The sequence below is a fragment of the Sphingomonas bisphenolicum genome, from assembly GCF_024349785.1.
Classification (GTDB): Bacteria; Pseudomonadota; Alphaproteobacteria; order Sphingomonadales; family Sphingomonadaceae; genus Sphingobium; species Sphingobium bisphenolicum.
In genome coordinates, this window is the sequence record NZ_AP018818.1 from 685,001 (window position 1) to 705,039 (window position 20,039).

The 20,039-nt window shown below is 65.1% G+C and carries 14 protein-coding genes and 1 pseudogene (1 of these 15 cut by a window edge); 12 read left to right on the plus strand and 3 right to left on the minus strand.

Features of this window, described 5'->3' with window-relative positions; translation table 11 throughout:
- Nucleotides 1–215 carry the 5' portion of an ATP-binding protein gene (locus SBA_RS21515; RefSeq protein ID WP_315975820.1) on the minus strand. 76 nt of this gene lie to the left of the window's left edge, so only the first 215 of its 291 coding nucleotides appear in the window; its start codon is at nucleotides 213–215; the stop codon falls past the left edge of the window.
- A gap of 515 nt (nucleotides 216–730) precedes the next feature.
- Here SBA_RS21515 and SBA_RS21520 point away from each other — a divergent pair.
- The 6 genes from SBA_RS21520 to SBA_RS21545 all read left to right on the plus strand — a co-directional run bounded on the left by SBA_RS21520 (nucleotide 731) and on the right by SBA_RS21545 (nucleotide 10,243).
- A complete protein-coding gene (locus tag SBA_RS21520; RefSeq protein ID WP_261936955.1) occupies nucleotides 731–4,108 on the plus strand; it encodes a glycosyltransferase in 3,378 nt (1,125 codons plus the stop codon).
- Nucleotides 4,105–4,836 (plus strand): virulence factor, encoded by a 732-nt coding sequence (locus tag SBA_RS21525; RefSeq protein ID WP_261936956.1) that lies wholly within the window; start codon nucleotides 4,105–4,107, stop codon nucleotides 4,834–4,836. Before SBA_RS21520 ends, SBA_RS21525 begins: the two co-directional genes overlap by 4 nt.
- The gene (mprF, locus tag SBA_RS21530) at nucleotides 4,833–7,439 is read left to right on the plus strand and encodes a bifunctional lysylphosphatidylglycerol flippase/synthetase MprF (RefSeq protein WP_261936957.1); all 2,607 of its coding nucleotides are present in this window, start codon (nucleotides 4,833–4,835) and stop codon (nucleotides 7,437–7,439) included. The genes SBA_RS21525 and mprF overlap by 4 nt, the downstream gene beginning before the upstream one ends.
- An 8-nt stretch (nucleotides 7,440–7,447) precedes the next feature.
- Nucleotides 7,448–8,131: a winged helix-turn-helix domain-containing protein gene (locus SBA_RS21535; RefSeq protein ID WP_261936958.1), complete on the plus strand. Its 684-nt coding sequence runs from the start codon at nucleotides 7,448–7,450 to the stop codon at nucleotides 8,129–8,131.
- Nucleotides 8,132–8,133: 2 nt separating this feature from the next.
- Nucleotides 8,134–9,507: a sensor histidine kinase gene (locus SBA_RS21540; protein WP_261937486.1), complete on the plus strand. Its 1,374-nt coding sequence runs from the start codon at nucleotides 8,134–8,136 to the stop codon at nucleotides 9,505–9,507.
- A 160-nt stretch (nucleotides 9,508–9,667) separates the two neighbouring features.
- Nucleotides 9,668–10,243 (plus strand): hypothetical protein, encoded by a 576-nt coding sequence (locus tag SBA_RS21545; protein WP_261936959.1) that lies wholly within the window; start codon nucleotides 9,668–9,670, stop codon nucleotides 10,241–10,243.
- Here SBA_RS21545 and SBA_RS21550 read toward each other — a convergent pair.
- Entirely contained in the window at nucleotides 10,240–11,142 is a 903-nt protein-coding gene (locus SBA_RS21550) for an SDR family NAD(P)-dependent oxidoreductase (protein WP_261936960.1), read from the minus strand. The genes SBA_RS21545 and SBA_RS21550 overlap by 4 nt on opposite strands.
- A gap of 133 nt (nucleotides 11,143–11,275) precedes the next feature.
- Between SBA_RS21550 and SBA_RS21555 the strand changes: the two genes are divergently transcribed.
- The 6 genes and pseudogenes from SBA_RS21555 (at nucleotide 11,276) to SBA_RS21580 (ending at nucleotide 18,477) form a co-directional block, all read left to right on the plus strand.
- The gene (locus SBA_RS21555) at nucleotides 11,276–12,700 is read left to right on the plus strand and encodes an MFS transporter (RefSeq protein WP_261936961.1); all 1,425 of its coding nucleotides are present in this window, start codon (nucleotides 11,276–11,278) and stop codon (nucleotides 12,698–12,700) included.
- A gap of 37 nt (nucleotides 12,701–12,737) precedes the next feature.
- Nucleotides 12,738–13,496: a nuclear transport factor 2 family protein gene (locus SBA_RS21560; RefSeq protein ID WP_261936962.1), complete on the plus strand. Its 759-nt coding sequence runs from the start codon at nucleotides 12,738–12,740 to the stop codon at nucleotides 13,494–13,496.
- A 4-nt stretch (nucleotides 13,497–13,500) separates the two neighbouring features.
- A complete protein-coding gene (locus SBA_RS21565; RefSeq protein ID WP_261936963.1) occupies nucleotides 13,501–14,928 on the plus strand; it encodes an NAD-dependent succinate-semialdehyde dehydrogenase in 1,428 nt (475 codons plus the stop codon).
- Between the two features lie 3 nt (nucleotides 14,929–14,931).
- A complete protein-coding gene (locus SBA_RS21570) occupies nucleotides 14,932–15,987 on the plus strand; it encodes an amidohydrolase family protein (RefSeq protein WP_224550652.1) in 1,056 nt (351 codons plus the stop codon).
- A gap of 5 nt (nucleotides 15,988–15,992) precedes the next feature.
- On the plus strand, nucleotides 15,993–17,588 hold the full coding sequence (locus SBA_RS21575) for an MFS transporter (protein ID WP_261936964.1): 1,596 nt from the start codon (nucleotides 15,993–15,995) through the stop codon (nucleotides 17,586–17,588).
- A 176-nt stretch (nucleotides 17,589–17,764) separates the two neighbouring features.
- Nucleotides 17,765–18,477: pseudogene (locus tag SBA_RS21580) on the plus strand (IS5 family transposase).
- Between the two features lie 13 nt (nucleotides 18,478–18,490).
- Here the strand turns inward: SBA_RS21580 and SBA_RS21585 are convergent.
- Complete coding sequence (locus SBA_RS21585; protein WP_261936965.1) at nucleotides 18,491–19,960, minus strand: carotenoid oxygenase family protein; 1,470 nt, start codon at nucleotides 19,958–19,960, stop codon at nucleotides 18,491–18,493.
- Nucleotides 19,961–20,039 lie beyond the last annotated feature (79 nt).

The following is a 20,039-nucleotide window of genomic DNA, read 5'->3' on the forward strand; positions in this document are numbered from 1 at the left end:
CAGCGATCGGGCGATGGCCAGCCCACCCCCGTCCCACCCCGATCGCGCTTGCTGGTGAAGAAGGGATCGAAAAATCGGATTCGGTCGCCCTGAGGAATGCCCGGCCCGTCATCGACAAGGTCAAAGCAGGCGATACCCTCCCGCACGACCAGAACGATATCCAGACGCGACGCGCCAGCCTGTTGCGCATTATCGCCTAGAATCGTCAGCACCACCTCCAGCGCATCCGAATCGATGGCCAGCCTGGACCCCTATCGTCACATCGGCCCGCGCCAATTCCATCAGCCGCCGCACCAGACGAGACAATCGCTCTGCGTCGGCAGCCATATTCGCCAGAAATCGCTCGCGGTCGATGGACGCCATGTCGGTTCCATGATCTTGCAGCAGCTCGACGGCGACTTCAATGTCGGCCTGTCCGACCGAACGGGCTGGTGGAGATGGTGCGATATAACCGCGAGGATAGCGCAGGCGTGCGGTCCAATTATTGGCGGCAGGAATTCATCCAGCTCGCCAGTCTGGCGGCGTCGGGGCCTCGGTCGGTCTGGAGCAGCGAGACAGCCAGGGAATGACCGGACCTCTGGCAGCCTATCCGTCATGAAGAAACTGTAATGAAGCGCTCATCCTCCTGATCTTCGACCTGTCGTATCAATGGCTGCGGTCATTATCTCGACCGTGGAGCGAGAGGCGGCGCCTCCCCTGTTGCGCCGCCTCTCCAAAGCACGGATGAACGATGCAAAGGCCGATCTTCTACGACGCCAGCGGGCGACGGCGGCGCATCACCCTGCCTGCGCTGTTCATCATGCTGGTCGCCATTCTGCTTGCCGCGCTGGCTTTCGCCCTCACCATCGTCGATGTCCCCACCCCGCCGGCCGTTCCGTTGCAGATGGAACGCCCGCGCGCCGAAAGCATCGGTCAGAAGCTAGGTCATCTGAGCGCCAAGCTGCGCGCCGGTTTTGCCCAATGGTTGCCGCACGGCCGCTCTATCCTTTCTGCTCATCCCGTAACGGCCGCCTTCTATGTGCCTTGGGACGACGCCAGCCGCGCCTCGCTGCGGCAGCATGTCGATCATATCGACTGGATCGCCCCGGCCCTGCTGTCGGTCACCGGCCCAACCCACCCGCTGAAGGTGACGGCCGACCCCGCCTTTGCCGCGATCATGCGGGCGGCGCATCGCCGCCCCAAGATTCTGCCGGTCGTCCAGAACGTCGACGACGGCACATGGGACAGCGCCGGGACGGCGGCGCTTCTGCACGATCATCACGCGCGCACGGCCTTCCTCGAGCATCTCATCCCGGCGTTGCGCGCAATGCATGCGGCCGGCGTCGTCTTCGATTTCGAGGCGCTGCCGGCGGTGGCGCAGGGCGACTATCTCGCATTCCTCCGTCAGGCGGCGTCCATCCTGCACGATCACCACCTGCTGCTGACGCTGACCGTCCCGGTCGATGACGCCGGCTGGAATCTGGCCCGCTATGGCCGGCTGGCCGACCGGCTATTCCTGATGGACTATGACCAGCATTATATCGGCGACACGGCCGGACCGATCGCCGCCCAGCCCTGGTTCGTGCAACGGCTCCACGCCGCGCTGAAAGTCGTCCCGGCCACCAAGACGATCGTCGCGATCGGCAATTATGCCTATGACTGGACCGATGGCGTGAAAAACGCCGACACGCTGTCGATCGAAGACGCCTGGCTCTCCGCGCATGACAGCGGTGCGGCGATCCGCTTCGATCCGGCGTCAGGCAATGCCAGCTTCGATTATCAGCAGGACGGGCAGGTCCACCATGTCTGGATGCTGGACGCCGCGAGCGGCTGGAATCAGGTCCGCGCGGCGCGGCTGGCGGGGACCGGAGGCGTCGCCCTGTGGCGGCTCGGATCGGAAGATCCCGGCTTCTGGGCCGCGCTCAAACAAGGCAAGGCCACGCCGCCCGCCGCGATCGGGCGGCTCACCAGCTTCAACTCGGTCGATGTCGAGGGCAATGGCGAGATATTGCGGATCGACGATGTGCCGACCATCGGCCATCGCACGATTGTCATGGGGTCGGGCCGCACTAGCGGCCTTATCACCGACGAACATTTCGCCAGCCTGCCCACCCCCTATGTCATCCGCCGCACCGGCTATCGGCCGCATGAGGTCGCGCTGACCTTCGACGATGGTCCCGATCCGGTCTGGACGCCGCCGATCCTGGACATATTGCGCAAGGCCCATGTGCCCGCGACCTTCTTCGTCATCGGCGAAAATGCGATGATGCATCCCGGCCTGTTGCGGCAGATCGTCGCGCAGGGCAGCGAGATCGGCAATCACAGTTATACTCACCCCAATCTGGCGCAGGTTTGGGACCGGGGCGTATCGCTGGAACTCAACAGCACGCAGCGACTGGTCGAAGCCTATACCGGCCGGGCGATGCGCCTGTTCCGCGCGCCCTATTTCGGCGACGCGGAACCGACCACGGCGGACGAGATCGGTCCGGCGCTGGAGGCGCAGAAGGCGGGCTATCTCAATGTCGGCCTGCATGTCGATCCGGGCGACTGGACGCGACCCGGCGTCGACGCCATCGTCGCACGCACCATCGCCCAGGTCGAGGCCGGCGGCGCCGACCGATCGGCCCAGATCATCCTGCTGCACGATAGCGGCGGCGACCGGGCGCAGACCGTGGCGGCGCTGCCGCGCATCATCAAGACGCTGTCGGCGCGCGGCTATCGCTTCGTGCCGGTGTCGGCGCTGGCCGGGCTGACGCCTGTGCAGGTGATGCCGCCCGTCCGTGGGGCTGATCTGGCCGCGGTGCGGGTGGATGTCGCCATATTCCTGCTGCTGGCGGCTATCGCGGTAACGCTCAAATGGCTGTTCTTCGCCGTCATCCTGTTCGGCATCGGCCGCGCGCTGATGCTGGCGGGGCTTGCGTTGGGCAGCCGGTCGCCGCGCAACCGGATCGCACCGCCGGCCAGCCAGCCCGATATCTTCGTGTCCGTCATCATCCCCGCCTTCAACGAGGCCAAGGTGATCGAAACATCGGTGCGGCGCGTCCTGGCCAGCCAGCAGGTCGGGCTGGAGGTCATCGTGGTCGATGATGGGTCTACCGACGCGACCAGCCGCATCGTGGCCGACAGCTTCGCCGACGAGGCGCGCGTGCGCCTGCTCACCCTTACCAATGGCGGCAAGGCGGCGGCGCTGAATCGCGCGCTGGAAATCGCCCGCGCGCCGATCATCGTCGCGCTGGATGCAGATACCCAGTTCGAACCATCGACCATCGCCCGCCTCGCCCGCTGGTTCGCCGATCCGGCCATTGGCGCTGTGGCCGGCAATGCCATGGTCGGCAACCGCATCAACCTCGTCACCCGCTGGCAGGCGGTGGAATATGTGACGGCGCAAAATCTGGAGCGGCGCGCGCTCGCCCGTTTCGGTGCGATCACGGTCGTGCCGGGCGCGGTCGGCGCCTGGCGGCGATCGGCACTGGACGCCGTCGGCGGCTATCCGCTGGACACGCTGGCGGAGGATCAGGATCTGACCATCGCGGTGCAACGGGCCGGCTGGCGCATCGCCTACGACACCGAAGCCGTCGCCTGGACCGAGGCGCCCGAAAGCTTCGGCGCACTGTCCAAGCAGCGTTTCCGCTGGGCCTATGGCACGCTGCAATGCCTGTGGAAGCATCGCAGCATCTGGCGCGAGCGCAAGCCGGCAGGCCTCGCCTGGGTCGGCCTGCCCCAGGCCTGGCTGTTCCAGATCGGCTTCGCGCTGGTATCGCCGATCATCGACCTGGCGCTGGTGGTCAGCGCAATCGACACCGCGCTGCGCGTCCACCAGCATGGCTGGGCCCAGACCCAAAGCGACGTGCTGCGCATGGCGCTCTACTGGATCGCCTTCACCGCGATCGACGTCGCCTGCGGAGCCGTCGCCTATCGTCTGGAGCCGCGCGAGCAACGCTATCCGGCGCTTCTGCTGGTAGCGCAGCGCTTCATCTATCGGCAGATCATGTATAGCGTCGTCATACGCGCCGTCGCCACCGCCATATTGGGGCCATGGGTCGGATGGGGCAAGCTGGAGCGCAGCGGGCGAGTACAAACGACGAGCGCGCTGCCCCATGCCGACAGCGCATGGAGCCATGCGGCATGAGCCGGTCGACCGCCGCGCTTGCCGGCCCGACCTGCGCCCTGCTGCTGGCACTTTGGTATATCGGCTATATCGGCAACGGGGCGCTGTTCGACCTGATGCCTGCGAAAGGTGCGGTCGACCCGCGCCAGCCACGTGCGGTGGCGCTCTATTTGTCGGGCGACATGGGGTTTCACGCGGGACTGGGACCAAATGTCGCAGAGCGGCTGACACGCCGGGGCATCCCCGTCGTCACCGAAAACAGCCTGCGCTTCTTTCGCACGCGCCGCACGCCCGAAGAAGCGGGTGCCATGATCGCCGAAGGATTGCGCCGCGCCATCGCCGTCGATCCGAAGGCGCGCCTGCTGCTGCTGGGCCAGTCCTTCGGCGCCGACGTCATCGCGCCGTCGCTCCCCTACGTGCCCACCACGCTGCGTCGACGGATCGCGTTCATCGGCCTGATCGTGCCGGGCGCCACTCGCCAGTGGCGCGCCTCGCCATCCGAAATCTTCTCCTTCAACGAACCCGAAGAAGACGCGGCGACCGCCGCCCGGCGACTGAGTTGGGTGCCATTGCTGTGCATCCACGGCGCTGAGGAGGCGGCCAGCCTTTGCCCGGCCTTGCGCCAGTCCAATGTCACCCGACTGCAACTGCCCGGCGGCCATCCCCTTAATCATGACGCCGATGCCGTCAGCGCCGCGCTGTCAGGGGCGATCGGCCGAGCGATCGGCTGGCACGCCGCGGCACCATGACCGGCATCGCGCGGCCGGTCGGCGCCAGCCGATACCGACGGATCCTGGCCATCACTATGTTGCTGCTGGTGGCGGCGCTGGCATGTATCGCGCTCGATCATCTCTTTGCCGAAATCCGGTGGAGCGACGTCCGCGCCGCCTTCCAGGCCATTCCCCCGGTCGCGATCATCACGGCCGCGGTTTTGACCGGCCTCAGCTATCTCGCCCTCACCCTCTACGATCATCTGGCGCTGCGCATCATCGGCAGCGCCGTCGGCTGGCGCACGGCGGCGCTGGCGTCCTTCTGCAGCTACACGCTCAGCCATAATCTGGGTCTGGCGCTGGTCACCGGCGGATCGGCGCGGCTGCGCATCTATGGCGCGGCCGGCCTAGGTCCCGGCGACGTCGCCCGCATCATCGCGTCGGCCAGCTTCGCCTTCTGGGGCGGCGTTTTCACACTGACGGCCTTGGCCATGACACTATACCCCGCCGGCCTCACCTTGGGCGGCTTCACCATCGACGCTCCGGTCCAGCGCGCCATCGGCGCTACGCTGCTCGGCGGCGCGATCCTGCTGCTGGCCGCGCTGCGATCCGCGACGCGGCCGGTCAATCTGTTCGGCTGGACATTGACGTTGCCCAGCCGGTCGCAGGCGCTGGCTCAGATCGGCATCGCCTGTATCGACCTGGCCTTCGCCAGCGCCGCGCTGTTCGTGCTTGTCCCCCATCTGTCGCCCGCGCTCTATCCGGCCTTCTTCCTGGGCTATGCACTGGCGATCATCGTCGCGCTGATCAGCCATGTCCCCGGCGGCATCGGCATATTCGAAGGCGTGATCGTCGCCAGCCTGCCCCATGTCGACAGGCCGGCGCTGGTCGCCGCGCTCATCGCCTATCGCATCCTCTATTATCTGATCCCGCTGTTCGTCGCGGTCGTCCTGATCGCCGCGCATGAGCGGCGCGCCTGGCGACAGCCGCTGCGCAACGTCACGAGCGGCGCGCAGACCATAGCCCGGACGATCGCGCCCATCATGCTCGCCGCTTTGGTGGCGGTGGGCGGCGCCATCCTGCTCATTTCCGGCTCGCTGCCGGCGGTGCCGGGCCGCTTCCGCATGGTGGCCGGCATCATCCCCATGCCCTTCGTCGAAGCGTCGCATCTGGCCGCTAGCATGATCGGGGCGCTGCTGATCCTGCTGGCGTCGGGCCTGTACCGGCGGCTGGACGGCGCTTTCTGGCTTACCCGACTGCTGCTGGTCGCCGGCGCGATCTTCTCGCTCGCCAAAGGACTGGACTATGAAGAGGCAAGCATCCTGCTCGTCATCGCCGCCCTGTTGCAATGGAGCCATGCGGCCTTTTATCGCCGGACCAGCCTGACATCGGCCATATTGACCCCCGGATGGATTGCGACGCTGGGCCTCGCCGTCGGCCTGTCCATCTGGATCGGCTTCATCGCCTATCGCCATATCGACTATCAAGGCGACCTGTGGTGGCAATTTGGACGCCATCGGGATGCATCCCGTTTCCTGCGTGCCGCGCTGGCGGCGGGCGTCGTGCTGGTCGGCGCGGCACTGTGGGCGCTACTGCGTCCCGCCCGCGATATATGGGACGAATCACCATCCGATCCGCCCGGCGACGCTGCGCTCTCCTTGGCTACCCGGACCGATGCTTTTCTGGCGCTGACCGGGGACAAGAAATTCCTGACATCTCCGTCGGGCCGCGCCTTCCTCATGTACCAGGTCCAGGGGCATAGCTGGATCGTCATGGGCGATCCGGTCGGCGACCCGGTGGAATGGCCCGATCTCCTCTGGCGGATGCGGGAACGGGCCGACGCGGCACAGGGCCGCCTGCTCCTCTATCAACTCAGTCTGGCATCCCTGCCGCTGGCGATCGACCTCGGCCTTTCCATCGTCAAATATGGGGAGGAAGCACGGATCGACCTGAACGGCTTCACCCTGGAAGGATCGCAGGCGCGCGCCCTGCGCCATGGCGTTCGCCGGACCGCGCGCGACGGCGCCCTGTTCGAGATCGTCGCGGCCGCCGACCTTCCCCCCCTGTTGCCTGCCCTGCGCGCCGTGTCCGACGACTGGCTCGCGGCGAAGGGCGCAACCGAAAAGAGCTTCAGCGTCGGCCGGTTCGACGACGCCTATCTAACGCGCTTCGATTGCGCCCTCGTGCGTTGCGGCGGGCGGATCGTCGCTTTCGCCAATATCTGGGCGACGGCGGATGGCCGGGAATTGTCCGTCGACCTCATGCGCCACAGCGCCGACGCGCCGCCCGGCGTGATGGACTTCATCTTCACCAGCTTGCTGCTCTGGGGCCAGGACAAGGGCTATCGCTGGTTCACCCTTGGCCTTGCGCCGCTGTCGGGGCTGGATGCGCGCCGCCTGTCCCCGCTCTGGGTCAAGGCGGCCGCCTTCCTCTATCGCCATGGCGACGCCTTCTATGGCTTTGGCGGATTGCGGGCCTATAAGGCGAAATTCGCGCCGATCTGGGAACCGCGCTTCATTGCCGGGCCGCACGGCGTTTCGCTGGCGCGGGCGATGGTGGACCTGCAACGGCTGATCGGCGGCGGACGGGGCAGCATGGCCGCCCGGATGCGTAGCGCTGATCCGGCGGTGGCCGGGAAATGAGGACGGTCATGAGCTATAAGGTGCTGCTGGTCGAAGACGACGCGACCACCGCCGATTACATCGCCAAGGGACTGGTCGAGGAAGGCTTTACCGTCGATCGCGCCGACAATGGCCGCGACGGCCTGTTCCTGGCGACCGAAGCCGCGCATGACGCCATCATTCTGGACCGGATGCTGCCGGGCATGGACGGCATGGCGGTGCTCGCGGCGCTGCGCGCGGCTGGCATCGACACCCCGGTCATCATCCTGTCGGCGCTGGCGACCGCCGATGAACGGATCAAGGGGCTGACCGGCGGGTCGGACGATTATCTGGCCAAGCCCTTCGCCTTCGCCGAACTGCTGGCGCGGTTGCGGATCATCCTGCGGCGCGGCGGTGGACAGGCGCCCGAAACGCGCCTGTCCTGCGGCGACCTGGACGTCGACCTCCTCTCTCGCAAGGTGAAGCGCGGCGCGCGCGTCATCGACCTGCAGCCGCGCGAGTTCCGCCTGCTCGACTATCTGCTGCGGCATCAGGGCGAGGTCGTCACCCGCACCATGTTGCTGGAAGGCGTATGGGATTATCATTTCGATCCCGGCACAAATGTCATCGACGTGCATATCAGCCGGCTGCGGCGCAAGATCGACGAGGATGGCGAGCCGCCGCTGATCCACACGATCCGCGGCGCAGGCTATCGCCTGAGCGAACAGGGGTGACGATGCGCTGGCGCCAGAGCGTCATCTGGCGATTCGCCGCGCTCGTCTTCCTGATGCAGATCGCCTGCGTGCTGGTCGCGCTGTGGGCCGTGCATCAATTCACCAGCCGTTCGGTGGACGAAGCCAGCCGAGCGGTCGCGGTGAACCTGCGCGACGATATCGCCGCCACCTATGCAGCGGCTGGCCTGCAAGCGGCTGGCGCCACGGTGCATAGCCGCATGATGGCCGACCCGGACGGCAGCTCGATCATGTTGCTGATCGGGCCGAATGGCCAGCGCATCGCCGGTAACATCCCAGGCTGGCCAGCCGACATCGGTCCCTCGGAAAGCTGGCGCCAGCTCGACCTGCTGCGCATCGGCCAGAAGAACCGCGATCCCCAGAGCATCGGCATCGTCAGCACGCAATTCCCCGACGGAACGCGATTGCTGACCGGCCATGTCGTGGAAAACGACCTGCGCTTCGGCGGCTACCTGGAAGCGGCGCTGATCGGCGCCATCCTGCTCGCCATGCCCCTGGCGGCGGGCGCCGCCTTCTTCTCCGCCGCCATCATCCGGGGCCGGCTGCGATCGGTCATCGATACCGCTGCGGCGGTCGGCACGGGCGACATCAAGCGCCGCATCCTGCTGAGCGGCAGCGGCGACATGTTCGATGCGCTGGGCGAGGAGATCAACGCGATGCTGGACCGCATCACCGCGCTGGTGGATGAAATGCGGCTGGTGACGGACGGCCTGGCCCATGACCTTCGTTCTCCCCTTACCCGGCTGCGCGCCGTGCTGGAGAGCGCCTTGCGCCAGAGCCGGGACGAGGAATCGATCGCAGCGCTGGAAAAGGCGCTGGACGAAGGCGACACGCTGTTGCGGATGCTGGATGCCGCGCTGTTGATCAGCCGGGCCGAAGCGGGGATCGGCCGCGACAATTTCTCGGCGGTCGACGTCGCGGCGCTACTGGACGATTTCCAGGATATGTATGACGCGCTGGCCGAGGACAAAGGCGTGACCATCAGCGTCGATGCGCCGCCCGGCCTGCATATCCGGTCGCATCGCGAGATATTCGGTCAGGTGCTGTCGAACCTGATCGACAATGCGCTCAAATATGGCGGCGATCACATCCTGCTGTCCGCCTGGCGGGATGGCCCGTCGATCTGCGTCGCCGTGGCGGATAACGGCCCGGGCATCGCCGAAGAAAGACGGATCGAGGCGCTGCGGCGTTTCGCCCGGCTGGATGCGTCGCGCCATATCACGGGCGCCGGTCTGGGCCTCTCGCTGGCGGCGGCGGTCGCTCATCTCCATGACGGCACCTTGACCTTGAGCGATGCGGGACCCGGATTGCGCGTGACTCTGATCCTGCCCGTCGAGGACGAGCAGCATTCGCCTTAAGGGATCTGATCGGGATCGCGCCCGCCGGGGCATGCCTGCACCCTTCGGTAAAGTTTCTGCCGTGACACTTTACCGAAGGGCAAAGTGTCACGGGCGACAAAATGCGACTCGCCGAAAAAAGCGGATTCACAAGCGACTCGCTCTGTGCTTGATTCACGATATGTTTCATTCAGCCCTTCCGTCCCGCATCCCCGGCGGCAGCGATCTTTCGCTGTTGCTCGACCAGCTCTCCCATTGCTGCTCGCGGCCGCGATACGCCTTCATGCTGCTGACGCTGATCGCGGACGTGGCCCGACCGGACGGCAGCGCAGGGCCGGAGGTCCGGGTGGGCGACGGGCTGGTCCCGCTACGTGACTGGCTATGCGATGCGCTGACGCCGATGGGCCACCGCGATCCACGCCGCATGGCGCTGGTGGAGCGGGTGCGCGACGAGTTGCGCAAGGACATGAAGTTGACCGGCGACACCCTGACTGACGATGTGCAGGTGCAGGAAGAAGTGCGCAACCGCGTGCGCGCGTCGGGCAAGACCAATCTCAGCCGGGCCGCGTCGGAACTGGTCAAGGCCGGCCTGCTCAAGCGCCATTATCAGGGCTATGGCGTCGATCATCTCAATCGCGGCGCACAGCGCCAAGCGGTATATACGCTCACCGGCCGCGCCCGCGTGCTCATCGGTACGCCGGCCGCGCCACGACGACTGGCCGCCCCACCCCGGCAGGGCGACCTGTTCGCCCATTAAGCGCGTTCGCGCGCCTCGCGCCGGGCCTTGGCATAATTGTCACGACGCATCTTTTCGAAGCCAGTGCGCTGGGCGAAGCCGGCATCTTCAGGATAGTCGCGGAAATCGGCGAGTATCTCTTCAAACACCGTCGCCAGTTCGTCACGAAATTCGGGGTGGGGGAAGATGTGGAAACGGTTCTCTCGTACTGCTTCCAACGTGCGCGCTGCGATGACGTCCGGCTCCATGCCGAACTGGTGCAACTGTTCCAGCCGCCCGACGGCCGCGCTGTCCACTGGCTTCGCACCACCGCTGAGCGCGGATGGCCGCACTTCGTCGCTCGCATAGATATGGCTCTTCACCAGGCCGGGGCAGAGCACGGACACGCCGATACCGTGCGGCGCCAGGCTGTAGCGCAGGGATTCGCTCATCCCGCGCACCGCGAATTTGGTGGTGTTGTAGATGCCGGGCGCGCCGCCGCACAGGAAACTCGCCATCGACGCCGTATTGACGATATGACCGCCCTGCCCCAGCGCCTTCATCCGCGGCGCAAAGGTCATTACGCCGTTGACGACGCCGTGCAGATTGACGCCCATCACCCAGTCCCAATCGTCATAGCTGGACTCGTCGATGGTCTGGAACAGGTTGATGCCGGCATTGTTGAAGACCAGGCTGACCGGCCCCAGCGCCTTCTCCGCCCTGTCGGCCGCCTCGGCGAAACCTGTCCGCGATGCGACATCGAGTTGGACAGCTATGACGCTCTGATTGTCGAGCGTCCTGACCGCGGCGGCCAGCGCATCTTCTCTTATATCGGCGATCGCGACCTTGCACCCTTGCGCCAGCAGGGCGCGGGCCAGACCCAGACCGATGCCATTGGCGCCGCCAGTCACGAAGGCGGTGCGTCCTGCAAATTCGAGCATCCCATTCTCCCATGACGATCTTTGTAACGAACGTGTATTTTTCTCTCGCCATAATCGTATAGTTCACTTACAAATTCGCCAAGCCGAAATTTCATCCCTGTGAACAAAGGGAGAAGTGGAGAGGAGAAGGCCCATGGCCCTGGCACCCGCGCCGATTGCGACCGATACATTATGGGATGCGGAAGAGGCCGCATCGCCGGATGCCGCCGCATCCGCGCGCCCGCCCCATGCGATGGGTGCCGCCTATTGGGCGCTGTTCGTCATCATCCTGGCGACGTTCGTCACCTTCTTCGAACAGGTGGTGTTCGCCATGTTGGCGGAGCGGATCAAGGCGGATTTCGGCCTGTCCGATTCGCAGCTCGGCTTCCTGGCCGGACCCGCCAGCATCATCTGCTATCTGTTCGTCGGCATCCCGCTGGCGCGCCTGGCCGACATCTTCCCGCGCAAGTTCGTGCTGGCGGGAGGATGCGCGGCGCTAGGCATCATCACTTCATTAGGCGGCATCGCGCAGAGTTTCGGCCAGTTCGTCGGCACCCGCGTCTTCCTGGCTGCAGGCGGATCGGCCCATGCGCCGTCCTCCTATTCGCTGCTGGCCGACGCCTTCCCTCCGCGCATCCTGACCCGCGCCTTCGCCCTGCTGCAATTCGGCTTCATCGGCGGCACCACACTCGGCCCGGTAATCGGAGGCATGTTGATCTCCCATGCGGTGGGCTGGCCGCCAACCCAGCATGGCGGCCTTACCATATTGGGCTGGCAATGGCTGATGATCTGGCTGGGCCTGCCAGCCCTGTTCGTCGCCCTCCTGTTCCTGACAGTCAAGGAACCGCCGCGCCAGGCGCCCGCCGCCGACTCCATCACGCCGCCCGTTCAAGCCTCGCTGAGCCGCCGCATCCTGACCTTCACCGGCTTGGACGCCGCCAGGGCGATCCATGCCAAGCGCCGCGTCTATTATCCGCTGTTCGCCGGACTGGCGCTGAGCGCGATCGAGGTGTTCGGCCTGCAATTCTGGCGTGTCCCCTTCATGATCCGCACCTATGGCTGGAACGAGGCGCAGATCGGCGCGGTGATGGGATCGATGACCCTGGTCGCGTCGCTCACCGGCCTGCTGCTGGGCGGCATCTTCGTCGAATGGCTGGCCAAGCGCCACGCCGACGCCAATGTCCGCGCCGCCGCCATCTTCTTCGGCTGCGTCACCATCTGCGCCATCCTCGCGCCCTTGATGCCCAATGGCTATGCGTCGCTGGCCGTATCCAGCATCGGCGCGATGTTCGGCATGGCCGGGGCCGTCCCGCAAAATGCCGCGATCCAGCGCGTTGCGCCCAATGCGATGCGGGGCCAGGTGACGGCGATCTACCTCTTCATGTTCACCTTCTTCGGCGCGATGGGCAGCTTCCTGGTGGGCCTGGTGCAGGACTATATCGTCGGCGATCCCAGCCAGCTCTGGAAGTCGCTGGTGATGACCGCCGGCGTGCTGCTGCCGATCGCGACGTTCTGCATGATCCGCGCCATCCGTCCCTATCGCGAGGAAGTGGAGCGACTGGCTGCGGAAGCCGTTTAATCTGTAAGTATTACATACAATGATAGGAGAGCAAATTATGTCCGACATCGACCGTATCGCCCGCCTGGAACAGAGCGTCGCCGACCTTGGCACCCGCCTGCAACGGCGCGAGGATGAGCTGGACGTGCGCAAATTGCAGCATCTCTACGGCTACCTGATCGACAAATGCCTCTATAACGAAACCGCCGACCTGTTCACCGAGGATGGCGAAGTGCGCTTCTTCGGCGGCGTCTGGCGCGGCCAGGCAGGTATTCGCCGCCTCTATGTCGAACGCTTCCAGGCGCGCTTCACCCATGGCACCAACGGTCCGATCGATGGCTTCCTGCTCGACCATCCGCAATTGCAGGATATCGTCGACATCGATGCAGACGGCGTCACGGCCCATGCCCGCGCCCGGTCGATGATGCAGGCTGGCCGGCACAAGGATTATGCCGACCCCTCCAACCCGATGCTCGGCGCGCGCCAATGGTGGGAGGGCGGCATCTACGAAAATACCTACAAGAAGGTGGACGGCATCTGGCGCATCCAGATCCTGAACTACATGCCGCAATGGCATGCCGATTTCGACCAGGGCTGGGCCAATACGCCAGCCGAATATGTGCCTTTCCCCAAGATCACCTATCCCGAAGACCCGACCGGGCCGGACGCGCTGATCGAGGATCACTGGCTGTGGCCGACGCACAAGCTGGTGCCGTTCCACATGGTGCATCCGGTGACGGGCAAGGAAATCGTCGCCGAACGCTGGCAGGGCGATATCGACCGCGAACGGGCCGCGCGCGAAGCGGTGAGCGCCTGAACCCATGGCCTATCCCGACCTCTATCTGATGATCGATGGCCAGCGGCTGTCGGGCGGCGGGCGACGGACCCACAAGGTCGTCAACCCCGCCACCGGCGAGGCGATCGCGGACCTGCCGCTGGCCGATGCGGCGGACCTCGACGCGGCGCTGGCGGCGGCGCAGCGCGGCTTCCATCGTTGGCGCGATTCGACGCCCCATGAGCGGGCGGCCGTGCTGCAAGGCGCGGCCCGGCTGATGGTCGAGCGGCAGGAGGCACTGGCCCGCGTCGCCACGCTGGAGCAGGGCAAGACGCTGGCCGAAGCACGCATCGAAGTGATGATGAATGTCGGCCTGTTCAACTTTTACGCCGGCGAAGTCTTTCGTCTCTACGGCCGGGCGCTGGTACGTCCGGCCGGGCAGCGATCGACCGTTACCAAGGAGCCGGTCGGTCCGGTCGCCGCCTTCGCGCCATGGAATTTCCCGCTCGGCAATCCCGGCCGCAAGCTCGGTGCGCCGATCGCGGCGGGATGTTCGGTCATCCTGAAGGCGGCGGAGGAAACGCCTGCGTCCGCGCTGGGGGTGCTGCAATGCCTGCTCGACGCAGGGCTGCCCGGCGATGTGGCGCAGGCGGTGTTCGGGGTGCCCGACGAAGTGTCGCGCCATTTGCTCGGCTCCCCCATCATCCGCAAGATGAGCTTCACCGGCTCCACCGTCGTCGGCAAGCATCTGGCGAAATTGGCGGCGGAGGATTGCAAGCGCACGACGATGGAGCTGGGCGGCCATGGCCCGGTGCTGATCTTCGCCGATGCCGATATCGACAAGGCGCTCGATACGGTGGTGGCGGGCAAATATCGCAATGCCGGGCAGGTGTGCGTATCGCCGACGCGCTTCATCGTGGAGGCGGGCGTCCATGATCGCTTCCTTGCCGGCTTTGTCGAGCGCGCGCAAAAGGTGACGGTCGGCGACGGCGCGGCGGCCGGCAGCGTCATGGGACCGATGGCCAACGCCCGGCGTCTCGACGCGATGGACCGATTGATCGGCGATGCGGTGGCCAAGGGCGCGCGCCTCGAAACCGGCGGCGAACGGATCGGCAATGCCGGCTATTATTTCGCGCCGACCGTGCTGACGGCCACGCCGCTGGACGCCGCCATCATGAATGAGGAGCCGTTCGGCCCCGTCGCGCTCATCAACGCCTATACGGACGAGGCAAGCATGATCGCGGAGGCCAACCGCCTGCCCTATGGCCTCGCCGCCTATGCCTGGACCAGCGATGCCGCGCGCCAGCGCCGGGTTGGGCGGCAGATCGAAGCCGGGATGGTTGGCATCAACACGGCGATGATCGGCGGGTCGGATTCGCCGTTCGGCGGGGTCAAATGGTCAGGTCACGGCGCGGAAGACGGTCCGGAAGGAATCGACGCCTGCCTCGTCACAAAAGCCATTCACGAAGGATAAGCCATGACGCATGAACTGAAGACGGGCGGCGACCGCGGCTATCTGCGCATCGCGACGGAGGAAGCCTTCGCCACGCGCGAACAGATCGACGCTTATCTGCGCATGTTGCGCGACGGAACGGCCGACCGGGGCATGGTGTCGCTGTGGGGCTTTTACGGCCAGTCGCCGTCGCAGCGCGCGACCCAGATCATCGATCGGCTGCTCGACCTGGGCGACCAGCGATTGGCGGATATGGACGCGACCGGGATCGACGTCGCGATATTGTCGCTGACCTCGCCGGGCGTGCAACCACTGCTGGACGTCAACGAGGCCAAGGCGATGGTTGCCCGCGCCAACGATCATCTTGCCGAGCGTTGCGCCGCCCATCCCACGCGTTTCGTGGGCATGACATCGATCGCACCGCAGGATCCGGACTGGTCCGCCGCCGAAATCCGGCGGGGCGCTGGCGATCTGGGGTTCAAGGGAGTGATGGTCAACAGCCATACTCAGGGCGAATATCTGGACGATGCCAAGTTCGACCCGATCTTCCGCGCGCTCGCCGATACCGGCCAGCCGCTCTATATCCATCCTTCAACCCCGCCCGACGCGATGATCGGGCCGATGCTGGACGCCGGGCTGGACGGCGCGATCTTCGGCTTTGGCGTGGAGACGGGGATGCACCTGCTGCGGCTCATCACCATCGGTATTTTCGACCGCTATCCCGACCTGCAGATCATCGTCGGCCATATGGGCGAGGCGCTGCCCTATTGGCTCTACCGGCTCGACTATATGCATCAGGCGGGCGTGCGATCACAGCGCTACGAACGGATGAAGCCGCTCAAAAAATCGATCCACGACTATATGCGGTCCAATGTCTGCGTCACGACCAGCGGCATGGCGTGGGAGCCGGCGATCACATTCGCGCAAAAGGTGTTGGGCGAAGACAGGGTCATGTATGCGATGGACTATCCCTATCAATATGTGGCGGATGAAGTGCGCACCCATGACCTGCTGGACATGTCCGACGAGGCCAGGCGCAAGCTGATGCAGACCAATGCCGAGCGCGTGTTCGCCCTGTGACGATCATGACCCCTTCGCGCGCCACGGCCTATTATGCGCTGGCGCTGGTGGCCGGAACCAATCTCGTCAGCCTGCTCGACCGCAATATCCTCGCCATCCTCGCCCCCGCGATCAAGGCGGACCTGAAGATCGGCGACGCGGAAATGGGGCTGCTTTACGGCACCGTCTTCGCGCTCTTCTACGCGCTGTTCTCGCTGCCGCTGGGGCGACTGGCGGACGGGTGGGTCAGGACGAAGCTGCTGGCGATCACGATCGGCTTCTGGTCGCTCGCCACCGGCGGGGCGGCGCTGGCCACCGGCTTCTTCACGCTGATGCTGTCGCGCCTGTGCGTCGGCATTGGGGAAGCGGCGTCGCAGCCGGCCGGCACCAGCCTGACCTATGATTATTTCCCGCGCGAAAAGCGCGGCATGGTGATGGCGGTCATGGCCGCGGCGATCGCGATCGGGCTTGGCGGATCGCTCATCATCGGCGGCATGGCCGCGCAGTGGTGGGACGCGCGCTATGCGGCAGGCGCGGCACCGCTAGGCCTGAAGGGCTGGCAATTCGCCTTTGCCGTCGCGGCGACGCCCGGTTTCCTCATCGCCTTCCTGATGAGCCGCCTGCCCGAACCGCGACGCGGCGTCATGGATGGCATCCCGACCGCGCATGATCCGCATCCTTTCCGCGCCAGCCTGAACGTGCTGGGCGCTGTGACGCCTGGCTTTCATTGGCTCAGCCTGGCGCGCACGCGGGCGACCGGGGGGGACTGGGCGCTCAATATCGGCCTGCTGGCGCTGATCGTCGTCGCCATGCTGTTGGCGATCGGCTGGGCGGAAGCGTTCTCGCCGCGACCGCCGCTGCTGCTGGCCGGTATCGCGATCAGTCCGCATGTGGTGCAGTGGAGCGTGATCGGCTTCGGCGCCTTCGTCATCGCCAACCTGCTTCAGAATCTGAAAGGGCGCGATCCGGTCGCCTTCGCCCTCATCACCCGTAATCCATCGCTGCTGCTGTGCATCGCGGCGGGGGCGTTGCAGAGCGTCATCAACTACGGCGTGATGGGCTTCACGCCCTCCTTCCTGATGAAAGGCTATGGCCTGTCGCCGGCCGACACCGGGTTGCAATTCGGCCTGCTGTCCGCCGGGCTGGGCGTCGTCGGGCCGCTGATCGCCGGGCCATTGTCCGACCGGATCGGCGCGCATCGCCTGTCGCGCCGGGTATGGGTCGCGCTGGTCGCCATGGGCCTGTCGCCGCTCTTGGCGCTCTGGGTCTATCGCGCCCCGGACGCTGGCGACTTCTACCTGCGCTTCACCCTCTACAGCCTGATCCTGACCATGTGGATGCCGCCGCTCTATGCGGTATTGTTCGAACAGGTGTTGCCGCGGATGCGCGGGCTGACCGTCAGCCTCTATATCGTCGTGTCGACCATATTCGGCCTGGGCATCGGTCCCTATGCCGTGGGGATGATCAGCGATGCGCGCGGCGGCGACCTGGGCGGGGCGATCCTGTCGATCAACTGGGTCGCGCCGCCGCTGGTGCTGATCCTGCTGGTGCTGCTGTGGCGAGTCGAACGCGACCATGCCAGCCTGCTCCCCCGCGCCCGCGCTGCAGGGGAGCAAGTATAGGTTTCTGGCTTTACGCGATTTCCGAGTCGTCAGATGATTAGCTTCGCCAAACTGCGTTTCCATCTGACTAGAAATCGCTCTAAGGGCTGTGGGGATTTAGGATTCCCCTTTTGCTGGAGTTGTGATTCACACTCTGGATGGATCGCTTTGTACTGACGGACGCCCAATGGGCGCAGATGGAACCGCACTGTCTGGGCAAGATCACCGACCCCGGACGCAGCGGCAGAAACAACCGGCTGTTCGTGGAGGCAGTGCTGTGGATTGTCCGCACTGGAAGTCCATGGCGCGACCTACCGGCGATGTTCGGCAATTGGAGCACGGCATTCCGCCGATTTCGCGATTGGCGGGAAGCCGATGTTTTCAAGCGGATTTTCGATGCTCTGTCGGATGAACCCGACATGGAATACGCCATGATCGATGCCACCATCGTCAAGGTTCACCGGCACGGCCAGGGCGCAAAAGGGGGACTCAGAGCCAGGCCATTGGTCGTTCCAAAGGAGGCATGACGACCAAGATCCTGGCTTTGACCGATGCGCTGGGCAACCTTGTCCGCTTCCGCTTGATGCCCGGCCACCGCTTCGACACGGTTGGCGTTGCTCCACTCATCGACGGCATCAAGTTCGGCGCACTGCTCGCTGACAAGGCTTTCGACAGCAACGATATCGTCGCCGATCTCAACGAGCGGGGTGCAAAAATCGTCATCTCGCAGCACCCGCGACGCGCCAGACCCATCCCGCTCGACGCCGAAATGTACAAGTGGCGCCACCTCATCGAAAACTTCTTCTGCAAACTCAAGGAATTCAAGCGTATCGCCATGCGCGCCTGCAAAACCGATCGCAGCTTCGAGGCCATGATCCACCTCGCTGCAGCCGTCATCAATTCCCGGTGAATCCCCACAAGCCTTAGGCCGCCAGCCCGATCTGGTCGGCCGTCGCCCAATTGCCGTGCAGGCCAAACCGCAATCTTATCGGGATACGGATTTCCGCAATCGGTCCCTTGGCGATGTCCAGCGCGTCGAACAGCAGCAGATCGCTGCGATGCTCCTCCAGCCGGTTGCACACTTGCACGATCCAGCCGTCACCTTCCGCAGCATTGGGGCTGCGCGGGATGAAGCAGGGTTCCTGCAATGACGACAGCGGCCCGCACCACCATGTCTGCTCCACGCCGGTCCGGTGATCGATCAGGCCCAGCGTGTTCATCAGCATCCCCGACGGACTGCCGCCCTTCAGTTCCACCGGCCTGGTCGGGTCGATCACCAGCAGCCAGCCATAGCGATAGGGCAGGCCGGTCTGACGATCGTCGATCCGGGGAAATTCGCCCATCATATTGGTCAACCGCTGCACGCTGGCGAAATCCTCGCCGTTGGACGCCATGTCGACGGTCCAGCGGGTCAGGAAACTCGCCGATTCCGGCCCGTTGAACGGAGCGCCATGGATGTCGGGGAAGAAGGGGAACATATTGTTCTTCGCTTCGGGCGTGTCGAAATGAATTTTCGTGCCCTCCTGAAAGGCGTTCATGACATGGCTGGCGAAGCAATTGTCGCGCTTGAACCAGCGTATGTCCGCCGCGGTCGCATCGGCCCGGCGCGGCAGCACGCCCAGATAGACCGGCAGCGTGGCGTCGAAACCGAAATGCGGCAGCCCCTGCTCCAGCCGTTCCCAGTTGGACGTGCTGGGCACGACATGGAACAGCGCATAATCGGGCGTGATCGCGAAGTCGTGCATCATCGCATAATAAGGGAGTTCGAACCACAATTCCTGCTTCAACACCCCGTCCGGCGACACGACATAATAAGTCATGTCGCGCGTCAGCACCCCCTTGGCCGCATAGCCAAAGGCGATCATGTCGCCGGTTGCAGGGTCTATCTTAGGATGGGCGGTGAAGGTCTGCCCGGTCATCGCGCCATCGAACCATGTATAGCCGTCCGTCTCCAGCGTCGCCGGGTCCATCACCAACGCCGGACTATCTTCTTTCAGCGCATAGAGTTTCCCGCCATGGATGAAGGCGGTGGTGTTGGCGGTGCCGCGTATCTTGCCCTGCACCGCCTCGTCGTCGGTCAGCGGATTGCGATAGGCGCCGAACAAAGCCTTGCCCGCTTCATGCTCCAGCTTCCACTTGTCGGTCTTCGCCCAGCGTTGGCGGAAATCGACCTGGCCGTCATGAAAGCGGAACATGGTGATCATGCCATCGCCGTTGAAGGCGATGTCGTCGCCCAGCCGGGGCGGAAATTGCGGATCGGGTTGCACCCGGTAGAAGGCGCCGTCCAGTTCGGGCGGCACCGTCCCCTTTACATCCAGATCGGCGATGTCCGCCTCGATCCGCGAGGGCGTGTTGAAACCCGTGAAAGACGCTGTGTCCGGAAAATGCGCCACGTCTGATCCTCTCCCTGTTCTGGTTGAAGATATTGTATGTGACACTCACATTTTTTCAAGGCCAAGGATTGACGGGCCA